Below are 14,101 nucleotides of genomic sequence, written 5' to 3'. Positions count from 1 at the left end.
CCGATATCTGTGAGTCTTTAGAAAGATTTGAGTGTCAGTGCAAGAAAACAAAAAGCAGAACACTGAAGACTTACAGCTTTAAAATCGCCTTTTTCAACTATGTAATTACTATTACCAGGCTGTACCAGCATTGTTAATCGATGCTAAATAGACCTCCTGCGTGAATACTTGAATTGTCATCCACACGCGCAGCGAAACATCTGGGAGATTCTTCACTACACTGCGTTGCGTACCCTTCGGGAAGGCTTCGCCAACAGAATGACATCCATGATTTTTTGATTCATGCAGGAGGTCTAATGTATAGCTAGAGACAGCAACAATATCACCTCTCGTTATAAGCCGTACAGCAAATTTTAGGTAATTAACTGTACTAATCGATAAAATTATTTTTTAACTCTAATAAGAACAACTAATAACTTGCCGATCGAAGTTAATCACTACTCGATTTCAACCCTCGCAAACATAAAGAAATTATAAATTTATGACTGTCAGCAACTAGGAATAGATAACTCTCTTCTTGTAAAACTATCTCAAAAACCGTTCTGCTGAAGCTACCGCTACTAAAGGGGTTCAGGATTAAATCTCTATGAAGATAATCGGATTTAGCATCCGACTTTTCCGTAATTAGTAGCTGATTTCTAGTCGAACAATCGTTTTTGCAGTCCGTGGAAGTTCCGTATTTCGTTAAATCGGCATTTTCACTGAATCGACTCGCAAATTTTTCTTAAAGTTCAGCTTGTTTTTAACTATTGCCCGTAAAAATACTGTGGTTCCAATAATGAATCTAATATATATTTTTTAAGGATTTTGAAAAACTTAAAAAAAACCTGAAAGTTTTTTGACAGTTGTTGAGTATTGACGCGATATAAGAGTGCGAAGATTTTATGTAAAACAGTCAATTTATTTGATAGCAGAAATAATAAATATAGCTGAATTCACTAGGCTATAAAACAACAAAAAAAGTCTGGTTGTAAAATTTCAATTTTAAAGGAGCGAGTTTATGTATTTAATGATGGTGTTAGTTGCCGCATTTGCTTATACCTTGGGTGGCATGTATATGAAACTTTCCAAGGGACTATCTGAACTCGTGCCTAGTTTGCTAGTTTATTTCTTTTTAATTGCCGGGGCTAGTATTGAAGCCATAGCCATGAACGACTCTAGTTTAGGAGTCACCTATCTTTTCGTGGTTGGGTTAGAATTTATTTTGGCATTTTTAGTTGGAGCTTTGCTTTTTCGCGAAAGCTATTCTCATGGCAACCTATTTGGTGTATCTTTGATTGTTGCCGGAATTATTCTTTTGAGTGCAGGAGAATGCTAAGCAGATGCTTCAGCGATCGCTTCATCTAAATTAAGTACCATAAAAAATTTTGACAGGGCAGTAAAATTAAACGTGTTTTCCCGATCGCCACTACAGCCACCAGTCAAAGCGCGATCGTACCTAAACAACTTCAATCAAACTTTTAAAAGAGATCTATGGGTCGTTCATTGTTGTTTCAAGACCTTAAACGTGCTATAAAAATCGGAATTTACGCCAAAAAAAATCATCTCTCCATCAGTCAGGGCATCGAACAGATAGCTCAGATGCAAGCCAGCGCTGCTCAATCCACGGTACGGGAAAGAGAAACCCAACTAACGGGAACGGCTTTGGGTAACGTAGCGATGCAGCTAGAGCGCTCTTACGTCTCGCCTCAGGGGGAGCGAGATGTCAAAATTGGGATTGTAGGCGCGGGATTAGCAGGTTTAGCTTGTGGCTACGAACTAAAACAGCAAGGCATCTCTGCCACAATTTACGAAGCGAGCGATCGCGTCGGCGGACGTTGCTATTCGCTGGGTAAAACATTCCCTGGAGCCGCGAAATTTCCTCACCAAGTCATCGAACGGGGTGGAGAACTGATCGACAGCCAAAACAAAACTATCCTGCGCTGGGCGCGACAATTTCAACTCACGCTGGAAGACGTGTCTCAACAGCCAGGAGAATTTGCTTGCTATTTCAACGGACAGCATTACACTGAATCGGCGATTTTAGAGGAGTATCAAGCGTTTCTAGCTGAAATAACACGAGATTTACAAGAAATATCCGCCATGCCAACTGTAGATTGCTTTACGTCGGCGGACGCACGGTTTGACAAAATCAATTTATTGGAATATCTAGAAAAACACCAAGTAGGAGATACAATTAAGGCTGCGATGAATGCAGCCTATATGGCAGAATATGGGCTGGAGTTGGAAGATCAAAGCTGTCTGAATTTTTTGTTGGTGGTACGAGACATTGAAACATCACAAGCTTCTCCCTTTCAAATTTTTAGTGACGAGCGTTATCACATCGTTGAGGGTAACGAGCAAATCGTCCGAGGATTAAGCCAAGAACTCCAAGGACAGATTGAGTTGGGGATGAGACTGGTGAGGGTACGCAAGAATTCAACAAACCGCATAGAAGTCACTTTCGACAACGGCGATCGCACGATTGATGTCGCATACGATGCCGTAGTGTTAGCAATTCCTTTTGCATTACTGCGTCAAGTCGAACTAGACGCAAACTTAGAACTACCAGATTGGAAGCAAGAAGCAATTCATAAACTCGATCAAGCAACTCACGCCAAAATGATGCTGGGTTTTAACGGTCGTCCTTGGGCAGATCGTGGCAGTAGCGGTGCATCGTACTCTAATTTGTCCCACCATCAAACCACTTGGGAAACAAACCCTACTGGAGCAAGTGGCGATCGCGCCATATTAGTAGACTTTTCTAGTGGTAGAAGGGGAGCGACGCTCGATCCCAATCGCGTGCAAACAGAAGCGCACCTATTTTTGAAAGATTTGGAAAAAGTTTATCCAGGGGCGATCGCCCAAGCAACACGCGATCTCGCTGGCGATTTACTCGTACATCTAGAAAACTGGACTGCTAACCCCCTCGCCCAAGGTAGCTACTCCTGTTACAAGCCAGGGCAATTTACCACGATCTGCGGTAACGAAGGCAAGCCAGTTGACAACCTGTTTTTTGCAGGGGAACACACAAATTCTTTCTATGAATGGCAAGGCTACATGGAAGGAGCAGCCCTATCTGGGATTAAAGCCGCTAGCGACATTTTGCAACATCTCAAGCTGACCATCTTGCGATGCTGAAAATTTCCATAGCTAAAGTTTGCTAGCTAAATTTTGCATAAACCAACAAACACTCTAACAGGCGGTGATACTACCGTTTTCGGGAAGAACAATTTTTTGTAAAGAAAGAGATTAGCCCTATGGAAAAGCGATTCGATTTTTACGGTCGGCATTTGCTGCTGAATTTTTCTGGTTGTGAAGCTGACATGGACGATCTAGAACAGATCGAACGCGATATGGTCAGAGCAGTTAGTGCAGTAGGAGCTACCATTGTGGCGCATCTCAAGCACAAATTTGAACCTTGCGGTGTTTCGGTTGTGTTAATGCTTTCCGAGTCTCACGCCAGCATTCACACATATCCAGAATACCGAGCTTGTTTCTTAGACATATTTACCTGTGGCGATTTAGATGTCGTACCCTTTGGTGAAGTATTAGAAACACTCTGGCGACCGAAATGGGTGTCCAAGCAATTGCACGAAAGATTCGATCCGGCGATCGTTCAAGCCTCGCAGTTGCCTTTAATGCTGAGAAAGTGAGGTAGAAATGGTAGTGACGCAGCCGTGCGCCACTACCAAAATAGACATCAGGAATCCATCAAATATGAGCTTAGAATTTAGTAGCTGGCTGAGCGATCAGACAACCTCAGAGGAAATTCGCCTGTTGCGGCGAGTCGGAGGTATGGAGGCTAAATCGACTCAGTTTCAAGCGATGGAATTTGCCAAAACAGCAGCTTACGGTGACGTGCTGGTGTTGGATGATACGATTCAATCGGCTGAGGTCGATGAGTATCTGTATCATGAGGCGTTGGTACAGCCAGCAATGATGACTCATCCCAATCCGCAACGAGTGTTAATTATTGGTGGTGGGGAAGGTGCAACACCGCGAGAAGTTTTGAAGCATCCCAATGTCAAATCTTTGGTGATGGTGGATTTAGATCGGGAATTGGTGGAATTTTGCCAGCAAAAACTCCCTTCTTGGCATCAAGGTGCTTTTAGCGATCCGCGATTGGAATTGTTACATACTGATGGTCGCGCATATTTGGCGCAGCAAGAAGCTCAGTTTGATGTCATTATCCTCGATATTACTGATGCTTTAGAAGAGGGACCCGCGATCGCGCTTTATACCAAACAGTTTTATTCCCTTTGTCAGCAGCGACTCTCAGAGTCGGGGGTAATGGTAGTTCAAGGGTTTTCTCTTTCACCTTTGAAATGGACGGAACACGCTACAATTCGGCGGACTATTCATAGTGTCTTTCCCGTTGTCCGCAGTTATTCTATATTTATTCCTTCTTTTGCTTGTACGTGGGGATTTATTATTGCAACTAATAATATTGACCCTGCTAATTTGAGTCATGGTGAGATCGAGCAGAGGATAGGCGATCGCAATTTAGCAGATAAACTTAAAGCATACGATGCTGTGAGTCATACAGGTATGTTTGGCTTACCAAAAGACTTACGGCTTAAATTAGCACAGCTAGGACATATTCTTGAGGATGGTAAACCTCTAGTTTTTGAGGAGAAATAAATCGTTAGCTAACACTTTATGTTAGTAAGAATTTCATCAAAATCATAGATGAAAATATGCATAAATGCAGGAGTACTTGTAACGATCGCTACTCTGGTTTTTCAAGACTAACTTAGATATTTTTTATACTCGATCGGCAATCTGTGCAGGGATTTGCAGTAATTATTTTTTCTAACTAAAATTTAAGCAATTGTTTATGCAAAGAAGGGTAAAATTAAGCTTTTCTATATGGCATTTAGCGCGATCGCCGATGCATAATAACTATTTAAACTCCAATTAAACTCCAACAGCAGCTACTCAGCACCAATTCTCAACTATTTTTTGCTTCAGGCTTTTTGATTTTCGATTCAAACGAGGATTCATTTTAAAAAATCTCAAGTTTGACTGCATAATCAAACATTTTCTTTACAAATCGCAATTATTAGTAGTGCAATCGGCTATAGATGAAATAGCATTAATTGAACCGAGCTTGACGACTTATTTCTAATCGAATTTAATGAGGAGGCATACGGTAGCTACTGAAGTTAAAATCTACAAGTCAACAGCAAAAATTAAAAACTATGTACTTTTTTATGATTTTTTTCAGTTGGTGTTAGAGGCTAGGGTTGTGCTGCAATTTACTAGGAAGAGAAATGAGTACTAGAAAAATATCGCTATTGCAGTTATTAGCAACCAATTTAGCTGTACAGTCTCGGTCATCTCATCAGCGGCAAATTCAAAACCACTGCCAACCAGTCATGCAGAATCGAGGTGAGATCGTTAAACTGCTTGCCAATTCCCAGTCAACCATTGCTGCTTATGCCATCTTATGACGCTGCGTAAAAAGACATTAATTATTACTGGCATGACGCTATTCAGTCTATTTGTAGCGCTGTATAGCACTTCCAAAACAATTTTATTAGATGGGTTTACCCAAGTGGAAGAACAGGATGCCGACCAAAATGTCCGCCGCATCGTGCAAGCATACAATGATGAGCTGAACAAATTAAACATCATGAATGGCGATGAGGCAGAGTGGGATGGTACTTATACCGATATTGAAACTGGCAATCTTGAATATTTTCAAAACGCATTTAACTATGCTTCGCTCGTAAGATCGAATCTCGATCTAATTATGTATATCCGTCGCCGCGATCGACGGATAGTTTATAATGGCTTCATCACGCCTTATACAAAACAGGCTTTACCAGTACCGAAAAGCCTGCAAAAATACTTCCAGCAACCAGAATTTTTCTCAAGCTCAAATAATGACGATCCCCAGCGAATGGGGTTGTTACAGCTACCTGAAGGACTGATGTTGATTGCCGTGCGGCAAATTTTAACCAGTGAAGGCAAAGGTCCAAGTCGCGGCATTCTCGTTATGGGACGCTATTTGGATGTCAAACAGCTAGCAGCAAAGACTCATTTTGATATTGCCTTAGAGCGATTAGACCATCCGCCCATACCCTTAGACTTTCAAAGAGCAGAGCAAACTTTAATTAAAAACGAGCAAGTCTTCGTGCGATCGCTCGATGAAAGTACGATTGCTGGCTACGCGATGCTGCGAAATATGGAAGGGAATCCAGCCGCAATCTTGCGCGTAAATTTACCAAGGCAGATCTACCAACGCGGACAACTCAGCGTTCGTTATCTCGTGTGGTTGTTGTTGTTGGTTGGTTTGGTCTTTAGCGTCACGACTTTACTACTATTAGAAAAACTCGTCCTGTCACGCATAGCGCGTTTAAGCAGCGATGTCAGCCGAATCGGTGCTAGTAGCGACCTGCGTTCCCGCGTTGAAATACCTGGTAACGACGAATTAGCCTGTCTAGCCAGTACGATTAATTGGATGCTAACTCAACTGAACCAATCTCAAGCGGCACTCCTGAAAAGTGAAGAACGCTATCGCGTATTTCTCGCCCAAAGCTCCGAAGGTATTTGGCGTTGCGAATTAGAGCGACCAGTAGCAATTCAAGCTGCTCTAGAGATCCAAGTCAATGACTTTTACCAACACGGCTATCTCGCAGAATGCAACGAAGTCTTGGCACGCATGTTCGGTTACGCCAGTGTAGGTGAGATGCTAGGAGCGAGGATCGGTGAATTTTTACCCAAGTCCATTCCCGCTAATATAGAGTTTTTTCGCGCCTTCATCAGTTCTGGCTATCGCCTGGTAGATGCTGAATTGTGCGAGTTCGATCGCCACGGTAATCTCCACTACTTTCTCAACAATCTCATCGGTATTGTCGAAAATGGCTATCTAGTGCGAGTTTGGGGCGTACAACACGACATCACTGCCCGCAAACAAGCAGAAGAAGCCCTCGTCAGGGCAAAAATTGCTGAAGCTGCCAACTTAGAACTAACGCGAGAAATTAACGAGCGCAAGCGGATCGAACTCGCTCTTTCGCGTGAAAAAGAACTAGCACAAGTGACATTACACTCAATTGGCGATGCCGTCATTACCACAGATGCAGAGGGTTACGTTCAATCGCTCAATCCCGTAGCAGAAAAACTCACCCGTTGGGATGGCGAACAAGCTAGAGGACTACCCCTCGATTGTGTCTTCAAGATCGTCAATGAAATTACGCGGGAGACATTAGACAATCCCGTAGAGCGAGTTTTAGATGAAAGTCGGATTGTCAAATCCTCATACAACACCTTGTTAATCGGACGGGATGGGACAGAATTTGCGATCGATCACTCAGCTGCACCGATTTATGCTAGCGATCGCCAACTGATCGGTAGCATTTTAGTGTTTCGCGACATCACTCAAGCCAACACGATGGCGAGACAACTGGCATGGCAAGCCAGCCACGACCCCTTAACCGAACTCTACAACCGACGAGAATTTGAGAAACGCTTGGCAACTGCCGTCCACAGCGCCCAAAATGGTAGCATTCAGCACGTCCTCTGTTACCTCGATCTCGATCAATTCAAAATTATCAACGATACTTGCGGACATGCAGCCGGAGATATGCTACTGCGTCATATTAGCAGCTTGCTACCGACTCAATTACGTAAAACCGATACTCTAGCCCGCTTAGGCGGAGATGAATTCGGCATCCTGCTCTATTCGTGTCCTTTAGAACAAGCGACTCAAATTGCTAACGTGCTGCGGCAGCAAATCAACGACTATCGCTTTGTTTGGCAAGACAAAACCTTTACCGTTGGTGTCAGCATTGGTCTAGTAGAAATTAATATTACCACTCCTAGTGTTGCTAGCGTCTTAAGTGCTGCTGATGCTGCTTGCTATGTTGCCAAAAACAAAGGGCGTAACCGCGTCCACATCTACCAACTTGACGACACCGAACTTGCCATTCAACAAGGAGAAATGCAATGGGTGACGCGCCTACCTCAAGCATTGGAAGACAACCGCTTTCGGCTATTCTATCAACCCATCGCCGCGATCGCTCCGACCAGCGTTGGTTCGCCGCATCACTGTGAAGTGTTGCTGCGGCTGGAGGATGAGACGGGAAAATTAGTCTCGCCGATGGCATTTATTCCTGCTGCCGAACGCTACCACCTGATGCACCGGATCGATCGCTGGGTGATTCAAACTTTGTTTCGTCACTTAATGCTGTCCTCAACGGCTCGTCTGCCTCATGTTTATGCAGTTAATTTATCTGGTGCAACTCTAAATGACGAACAGTTTATTTCTTTTGTTCAAGAGCAATTTGCTCTCACAGAGATTTGTCCCCAGTTAATTTGCTTTGAAGTGACGGAAACTGTAGCCATTACGAATTTAGCGAAAGCCGCAGCCGTGATGCGCCAACTCAAAGCGCTAGGCTGTAGTTTTGCCCTAGACGACTTTGGTAGCGGCATGTCTAGCTTTGCCTATCTGAAAAATTTACCTGTAGATTATTTAAAGATCGATGGGGTATTTGTACGGGAAATTGTCTCCGATCCGATCGCCGCTGAAATGGTAGCAGCGATCGCTAAAATTGCTAGCGTTATGGGTATTCAGACCATCGCTGAATTTGTAGAAGATGAGTTTATTTTGGACAAGCTGCGCCAATTAGGAGTTGATTACGCTCAAGGTTATGGCATTTCTCAACCGAAAGCGCTTACGCTCAATCGCCCTGTGACACGGCTGCATAGTCAGTTGGGGTATTGCAGTTAAATAATATCGAAGGCTCGAAATGGGATAGGGGTTGAACCGGATGTTGCGCCAACCACCGCTGAAAAGAGCGCCCACCTTGCTCGATATATGATTCAAGGACGTTCAAACAACTGCGACGATAGAAACCGCACAAAGGCTCCCAGCCTTTAGGATGGCGCGGAAGCAGAGCGATCGCCTCCTTCGGCATTTCTACCAGTTCGCGCGTCCAATCTTGCAACACTTCCAACCGCAAGCAAGGCAAATCGCACGCCAGTAACAGCACCCACTCCGTTTGTACGTGAATTAATCCTTGGGCAAAGCCTGTTAAAGGGCTATTGGTAATTGGTGAGTTGCTGGCGGCTAGTGACTGGTGACTAGAATTGCTTCCTTGTCCCCCTTGTCCCCCTTCGCCCCCTAATCCCCACTCCCTTCGGTCGCGGGGACCCCGAGTTCCCCCTTGTCCCCTTGTCCCCCTGTCCCCCTGCTCCCTGCTCCCCGCGCCCTGCTCCCTAATAAACTCACACCCAACGGGAAGTAAATGCTCATAGCGCTCTTGCCAAGGAGTCACGACGTAAACGCGATCGCATAATCCAATTGCTACCTCACACACTTTTTGCAACAACGGTACGCCATCAACTGAAAGTAGAGCTTTATCCCGTCCCATCCGCGAACTTTTACCCCCCGCTAGAACGATGCTAGAAAGGGAAGTCGGGAGTGGGAGTGGGAGATTGGGAGTCGGCAATTTACCTTTTAACTTTTGACTTTTAACTTTTGACTTTTAACTTTTGACTTGCACTCATATTGCCAAATAGCGCCGTAAAAAACTCTCTAGGTTTTCCATTTTTAGATGATAGATTTCCTCTAACTGAGTAATTTCTTCGCGAGTGCAGAAAAATTCGTTGTCTAGTAAAGTGCGGAAAGTGCCTAAAGCTTTTTGCAACGACGGGTTGAACAAACCCGTTACAGTTCTAAATCCGTCTACTGCAAGTAAGGGAGGATTAATAATAATTGGCTCGATATTGAAAATCCTCCCGAGAATGTGCGGTACATCTTGCCGTTGTAATATTTCCCCGCCTCCAACGGAGAAAGTTCGATTACGCGCCTCTGGAAGCATGAATGAGTTAACAATTATTTGTGCTAAATCGTCAGTACTAACAATAGAAGTGCGGTTTTTGCCATCACCAACTAGTAAATAAAGTCCTGTTTGCCGAAATCTTTCTGCTAATGGTAGGAGGTTAGAAGCAAGTCCGGCTGGACGCAAAATTGTATAATTAATTCCGCTTGCTTGCAAATACTTTTCTACAGCACGCTTTGCTTTGAATACGGGTGCATCTTCATAACCGCGATCTGCGCCTAAGACAGAGATAAAAACAAAGTGCTGTACTTTCTGTTCTTTAGCTCGGTCGATCAACTCAATATTGGCATGGTAGTCTAGGGCGAAGGCATTGCCATCGGAACCGTGAGCGCTAACAATGTACTGTACTCCCTGACAAGCTTTTTGAATATCTCGATCGACTTGCAGATCGCCGATAAAGATTTCTGCGCCTCGATGTTCTAACTCACTATAGCGAGACAGCAGACGCACAAAAGCACGCACGGGCATTCCCCGTTCTCGGAGCGATCGCACCACCCTCCTGCCAATTCCTCCTGTTGCTCCCGTAACCAAAAACATGTTGCTAACTCCCTAGAGGATAAAATGTACGCTTGAGGCAAGTCACAAATTCTCTAGTACCTCATTCATGTTAATCACTACAACAGGAATTAGGGGGAAATTTATTCTTTCGGGTAAAAGCTTTCCGTTCGAGCAATTTAACCAATTTATTTTATAGCTGATGTCAGCAAGTCAAAAGTTTCATCTGGGCGGGTTTATTGTTAAAGAGCGCATAACTCAGGTGAGATTTATTGTTGAAATATGCGATCGCACAACCAATGAGTTTAATTGGATTAACTCAAGCATTTGACTCAGCGACCGCAATAAATAGCAAAAAACGGGCGATCGCAACTCACCCGTTATCAGTTGTCAGTGAAGAGTAACAGGTGACTAGACCAAAACTAAGAATCTAGTTCTACCAGCCACCAGCCACTAACCACTCATGACTTACTCTATTGGCTATTCACCGATAATTTCTGGTTGAGTCAACTCGTCAGACATCTCAATGATGGCGCGGATGACTGGTTTCATCATCGGATCGTCTACATTATCAAAATCTTCATAACGGCGACGCTTAGCGCGGTTGGCGACTTGGACGGTAATTCGATAGCGGTTCGATGCTGCGTCGATCAGCTCCTCCGCACGGTGCATAATTTGAGATTGGGTTGTCTCGAACTTAGAACGCTTCAGCATGGTGATTGGTCGTTGAAGATAACTCCCATTGTAAGTCACTTAACCAAAGCAACCGCTCACACATTCTTTGGTAAGGTCTTGCTTGAGGCTGTTGAAAATATCTTCTCTCGTATCGTACTGCTATGGCAATAACTTAATTTGTAATTGAGGACCGGATTTAGCCAGTCGAATCACCGTACCATTTATGACTGAAATCGATTCTGTAATTGGTTGACCATCTATATATGTGCCATTCGCGCCTAAATTCACTAACTGCCATTGCCCCCTTGTCGCATGTAATTCGGCATGGTAGCGAGAAACAACAGCACTGTATAGAATTACCTGATTGTCTGTTGCCCGTCCAACGCGGACAACAGATTCAGTTTCAAACGTCCAATTTTGGACGGGAGTACCATTTTGAGGATGTAGCAGAGTAATTGTAATCACTTTAGCCAGGTCGAGAATAAGCTACAAGTAGCTATGAAAGTTGAAACAGAAAAGTTACTAAGTCTCCCTTACCTAAAGCAATGCGATCGCCCATCCGCAAACGGTGACGATTACCTGGTAAAAGGGGCATATTGTTGATGTAAGTTCCGTTGGAACTGCCCACATCTTCTATGTAGTAAGCATCTCCTTCAATGCGAATGTCGGCATGAATCCGCGAGACGATTTCGGAATTAGGAAACCCAGCCACGTCAACATCTGGAGGAATGCGATCGTTAGGCTTACCAATATGCACCACAGAAAGAGTTGGTGGTAGCTCGATGAGAGTATTGGTCTGGACGTGAAAGAGCTTGGCAATCTGCTGCTGCAATTGGGTTTTGGAACTCGAAACCACGGGCATTGCTGGCATGGGAGTGGGTGGGGATACTGCTGGCGGTGGTGGTGGTGTTGGTGTTGGCGGTGTGAATGGTGCTGGCGGGGGAGGAGGGTTAATACTGCTACTCTTACGAGATTCTGCGATTGGTTCTGGCTCTGGAGTCGGCGCTGGTGCTATTATCGGTTCTGGCTCTGGAGTCGCTGATAGGTCGCGATGAATGATTTCCACTACAGGTGCAGGTGTTTCTAGCTCTATAGCTGGCTCGACTCTGGGTTCCTCGACTCTGGGTTCCTCGACTCTAGGTTCTGGAACAGCCAAGCTTGGTTGAGTCGGTGGTAGGTCACCAAGATCTAGCGGCGTTCCTTCGGCGACAGTTGCTAAGTCAGCACTGAGATCGTAGCCACATTGTCCGCAGAACCTTGCATCAGTTTGTACGGGTGCGCCACAGTTAGGACAACTAGTAGTAGCTGGTAGAGGTGTGTAGCAAGCTTCGCAGGCTTGCGCCCCTTCTGGGTTGAGGTGATTGCAATTAGGGCAAACGATCATGAAGTCAATCCCTGTGAACAGTTTTTGATTTTAAGCGCTACTCTTCGGGTAATTGCAAGCCTTGTCCGGCTGCTCGATCCAACAACCACCAAAGTTCTCCTTGGGGTTGAACGAACCGTGCAGGATAGGTATAATCGTCCGCTACGGATGCAAATACCTGTGCTAACGCCGCTTGCTTGTTCGCACCAGAGACTAAAAATATGGTGCAACGAGCTTGGTTGATAGTAGGGATAGTAAATGTGATCCGAGGCTGTCCATCTTTGTTCCCAACTGTAACTATGCGATCGCATACTTGTAAAGCCGCAGTATGAGGAAATAAGGACGCTGTATGTCCGTCGTCTCCCATCCCCAATAAATTTACATCTAAAGCGGGAAATTCACCCGATTTTAGTTGAAAAAACTCTTTAAGATGGGTTTCGTATTGAAGGGCAGCGTCAGCAGGATCGGCTGCACTGGTGGGCATGGGGTGGATATTCTCGGCAGGAATCTCGACTTTATCTAACCAAGCTTGTCGTGCCATCCGCTGATTGCTATCTGGGCTATCGGGAGAAACGTATCGTTCGTCACCCCAAAAAACGTGAACTTTCTCCCAAGGTAATGCTTGGGCAGCGATCGCTTCATAGAGGGGTTTAGGCGTGCTACCACCCGATAGGGCGATGGTACACAGTCCCCGTGCTTGAATGGCGTTGTGCATTTGGGCGAGGGTGAGTTCGAGCGATCGCTGGACTAGCGCCGCTAGATCTGGTAGGACTTCAACTTTTTTGTGCATTGTTATAGCAGTGTTATAGCAGTGCAATTTATACTCTCAGTTAAAATGTACCGAAGCTGTTACATTTTACAAGGGGCTAGGGGCTAGGGGCTAGGGGCTGGAGGAAGAGAGCTGAGGGAGAGCAGGGAGCAGGGAGCAGGGAGCAGGGGGACAAGGGGGACAAGGGGGACAAGGGGGACAAGGGAGAGAAGAGAGCTGAGGGAGCGATCGGGAGCTGAGGGAGAAAAACAATCAACTACCAACTACCAACTACCAATTCCCCATACCCTGTTCGCTGACAACTGATAACTGATAACTGTAAAGTTTTGTTTTGTGAACGCTACTAGAATTATCCGAGAAAGTTTAATTATTTTCACCCGCTACCCTGAACCAGGGAAGACAAAAACAAGACTGATCCCAGCTTTAGGTGCGGAAAAAGCAGCTTTATTGCATCGCCAGATGACCGAGCATACCCTGACGCAGGTGAAGCGACTGCAAGCACAACGTTCTGTCAGGGTAGAAGTTTGTTTTGCTGGTGGAAACTCAAATTTGATGATGCGGTGGTTGGGAAATGACTTAATTTATACAGTCCAAGGAGAGGGAGATCTCGGGACTCGCATGGCGCGATCGCTTGCCACTACATTTCATGATGGTGCTGACTGTGCTGTAATTATCGGCACTGATTGTCCTGGGTTAAATGTAGAGATACTAGCAGAAGCTTTTAACCAGTTACAGTGGGCTAACGATCTCGTTCTTGGTCCGGCTGTCGATGGCGGTTACTATCTACTCGGTCTGCGTCGTTTTATTCCAGAGTTATTTGTCGGGGTGAATTGGGGATCTCCTGAAGTCTTATCCCAAACAGTTGCGATCGCCAAACGGTTAAATCTATCTGTTGCTTACTTACCCCAACTACCAGATGTCGATCGCCCTGAAGATCTGTATATTTGGGAGCAGAGATCGTGAGGGGAG

Annotated in this window: 15 protein-coding genes; 8 read left to right on the top strand and 7 right to left on the bottom strand. The window is 45.0% G+C overall.

Annotated features, from left to right (window positions below):
* Window positions 1-1,000 precede the first annotated feature (1,000 nt).
* On the top strand, window positions 1,001-1,318 hold the full coding sequence (locus CHRO_RS21295) for a DMT family transporter (protein WP_015156288.1): 318 nt from the start codon (window positions 1,001-1,003) through the stop codon (window positions 1,316-1,318).
* Here CHRO_RS21295 and CHRO_RS32730 read toward each other — a convergent pair.
* Window positions 1,315-1,452, bottom strand: coding sequence for a hypothetical protein (locus CHRO_RS32730; RefSeq protein ID WP_158266012.1), 138 nt, complete (start codon window positions 1,450-1,452; stop codon window positions 1,315-1,317). The genes CHRO_RS21295 and CHRO_RS32730 overlap by 4 nt on opposite strands.
* Window positions 1,453-1,473: 21 nt before the next feature.
* On the opposite strand from CHRO_RS32730, the gene CHRO_RS21290 reads away from it, so the two are divergent.
* The 5 genes from CHRO_RS21290 to CHRO_RS29910 all read left to right on the top strand — a co-directional run bounded on the left by CHRO_RS21290 (window position 1,474) and on the right by CHRO_RS29910 (window position 8,716).
* Window positions 1,474-3,120 (top strand): flavin monoamine oxidase family protein, encoded by a 1,647-nt coding sequence (locus CHRO_RS21290; protein ID WP_015156287.1) that lies wholly within the window; start codon window positions 1,474-1,476, stop codon window positions 3,118-3,120.
* Window positions 3,121-3,239: 119 nt separating this feature from the next.
* Window positions 3,240-3,635 (top strand): adenosylmethionine decarboxylase, encoded by a 396-nt coding sequence (gene speD / locus CHRO_RS21285; protein WP_015156286.1) that lies wholly within the window; start codon window positions 3,240-3,242, stop codon window positions 3,633-3,635.
* Window positions 3,636-3,699: 64 nt separating this feature from the next.
* Window positions 3,700-4,623 (top strand): fused MFS/spermidine synthase, encoded by a 924-nt coding sequence (locus CHRO_RS21280; RefSeq protein ID WP_041462579.1) that lies wholly within the window; start codon window positions 3,700-3,702, stop codon window positions 4,621-4,623.
* A gap of 632 nt (window positions 4,624-5,255) precedes the next feature.
* Window positions 5,256-5,435: a hypothetical protein gene (locus CHRO_RS21275; RefSeq protein WP_015156284.1), complete on the top strand. Its 180-nt coding sequence runs from the start codon at window positions 5,256-5,258 to the stop codon at window positions 5,433-5,435.
* Window positions 5,432-8,716, top strand: coding sequence for an EAL domain-containing protein (locus CHRO_RS29910; RefSeq protein ID WP_015156283.1), 3,285 nt, complete (start codon window positions 5,432-5,434; stop codon window positions 8,714-8,716). The genes CHRO_RS21275 and CHRO_RS29910 overlap by 4 nt, the downstream gene beginning before the upstream one ends.
* On the opposite strand, the gene CHRO_RS21265 is transcribed toward CHRO_RS29910, so the two are convergent.
* Window positions 8,667-9,437, bottom strand: a complete 771-nt coding sequence (locus CHRO_RS21265) for a molybdenum cofactor guanylyltransferase (protein ID WP_015156282.1) — start codon at window positions 9,435-9,437, stop codon at window positions 8,667-8,669. The genes CHRO_RS29910 and CHRO_RS21265 overlap by 50 nt on opposite strands.
* Window positions 9,438-9,491: 54 nt before the next feature.
* Window positions 9,492-10,367 (bottom strand): SDR family oxidoreductase, encoded by an 876-nt coding sequence (locus CHRO_RS21260; protein WP_015156281.1) that lies wholly within the window; start codon window positions 10,365-10,367, stop codon window positions 9,492-9,494.
* A 233-nt stretch (window positions 10,368-10,600) separates the two neighbouring features.
* Here CHRO_RS21260 and CHRO_RS34510 point away from each other — a divergent pair, with 233 nt between their 5' ends.
* Window positions 10,601-10,729 (top strand): hypothetical protein, encoded by a 129-nt coding sequence (locus tag CHRO_RS34510; protein ID WP_256498587.1) that lies wholly within the window; start codon window positions 10,601-10,603, stop codon window positions 10,727-10,729.
* A gap of 76 nt (window positions 10,730-10,805) precedes the next feature.
* Here CHRO_RS34510 and CHRO_RS21255 read toward each other — a convergent pair whose 3' ends face one another.
* The 4 genes from CHRO_RS21255 to pgl all read right to left on the bottom strand — a co-directional run bounded on the left by CHRO_RS21255 (window position 10,806) and on the right by pgl (window position 13,153).
* The gene (locus CHRO_RS21255) at window positions 10,806-11,039 is read right to left on the bottom strand and encodes a DNA-directed RNA polymerase subunit omega (protein WP_015156280.1); all 234 of its coding nucleotides are present in this window, start codon (window positions 11,037-11,039) and stop codon (window positions 10,806-10,808) included.
* A gap of 120 nt (window positions 11,040-11,159) precedes the next feature.
* Window positions 11,160-11,465 carry an FHA domain-containing protein gene (locus tag CHRO_RS21250; RefSeq protein ID WP_015156279.1) on the bottom strand — a complete coding sequence of 102 codons (306 nt, stop codon included), beginning with the start codon at window positions 11,463-11,465 and terminating at the stop codon, window positions 11,160-11,162.
* A gap of 31 nt (window positions 11,466-11,496) precedes the next feature.
* Window positions 11,497-12,384, bottom strand: a complete 888-nt coding sequence (locus CHRO_RS21245; RefSeq protein WP_015156278.1) for a double zinc ribbon and FHA domain-containing protein — start codon at window positions 12,382-12,384, stop codon at window positions 11,497-11,499.
* A gap of 37 nt (window positions 12,385-12,421) precedes the next feature.
* The gene (gene pgl / locus CHRO_RS21240) at window positions 12,422-13,153 is read right to left on the bottom strand and encodes a 6-phosphogluconolactonase (protein WP_015156277.1); all 732 of its coding nucleotides are present in this window, start codon (window positions 13,151-13,153) and stop codon (window positions 12,422-12,424) included.
* Between the two features lie 312 nt (window positions 13,154-13,465).
* Here pgl and CHRO_RS21235 point away from each other — a divergent pair, with 312 nt between their 5' ends.
* Complete coding sequence (locus CHRO_RS21235) at window positions 13,466-14,095, top strand: TIGR04282 family arsenosugar biosynthesis glycosyltransferase (RefSeq protein WP_015156276.1); 630 nt, start codon at window positions 13,466-13,468, stop codon at window positions 14,093-14,095.
* Window positions 14,096-14,101 lie beyond the last annotated feature (6 nt).

This window comes from Chroococcidiopsis thermalis PCC 7203 (assembly GCF_000317125.1).
Lineage (GTDB): Bacteria > Cyanobacteriota > Cyanobacteriia > Cyanobacteriales > Chroococcidiopsidaceae > Chroococcidiopsis > Chroococcidiopsis thermalis.
Note: the sequence above shows the minus strand (reverse complement) of the source record. Positions and strands in the feature narration are given on the sequence as shown.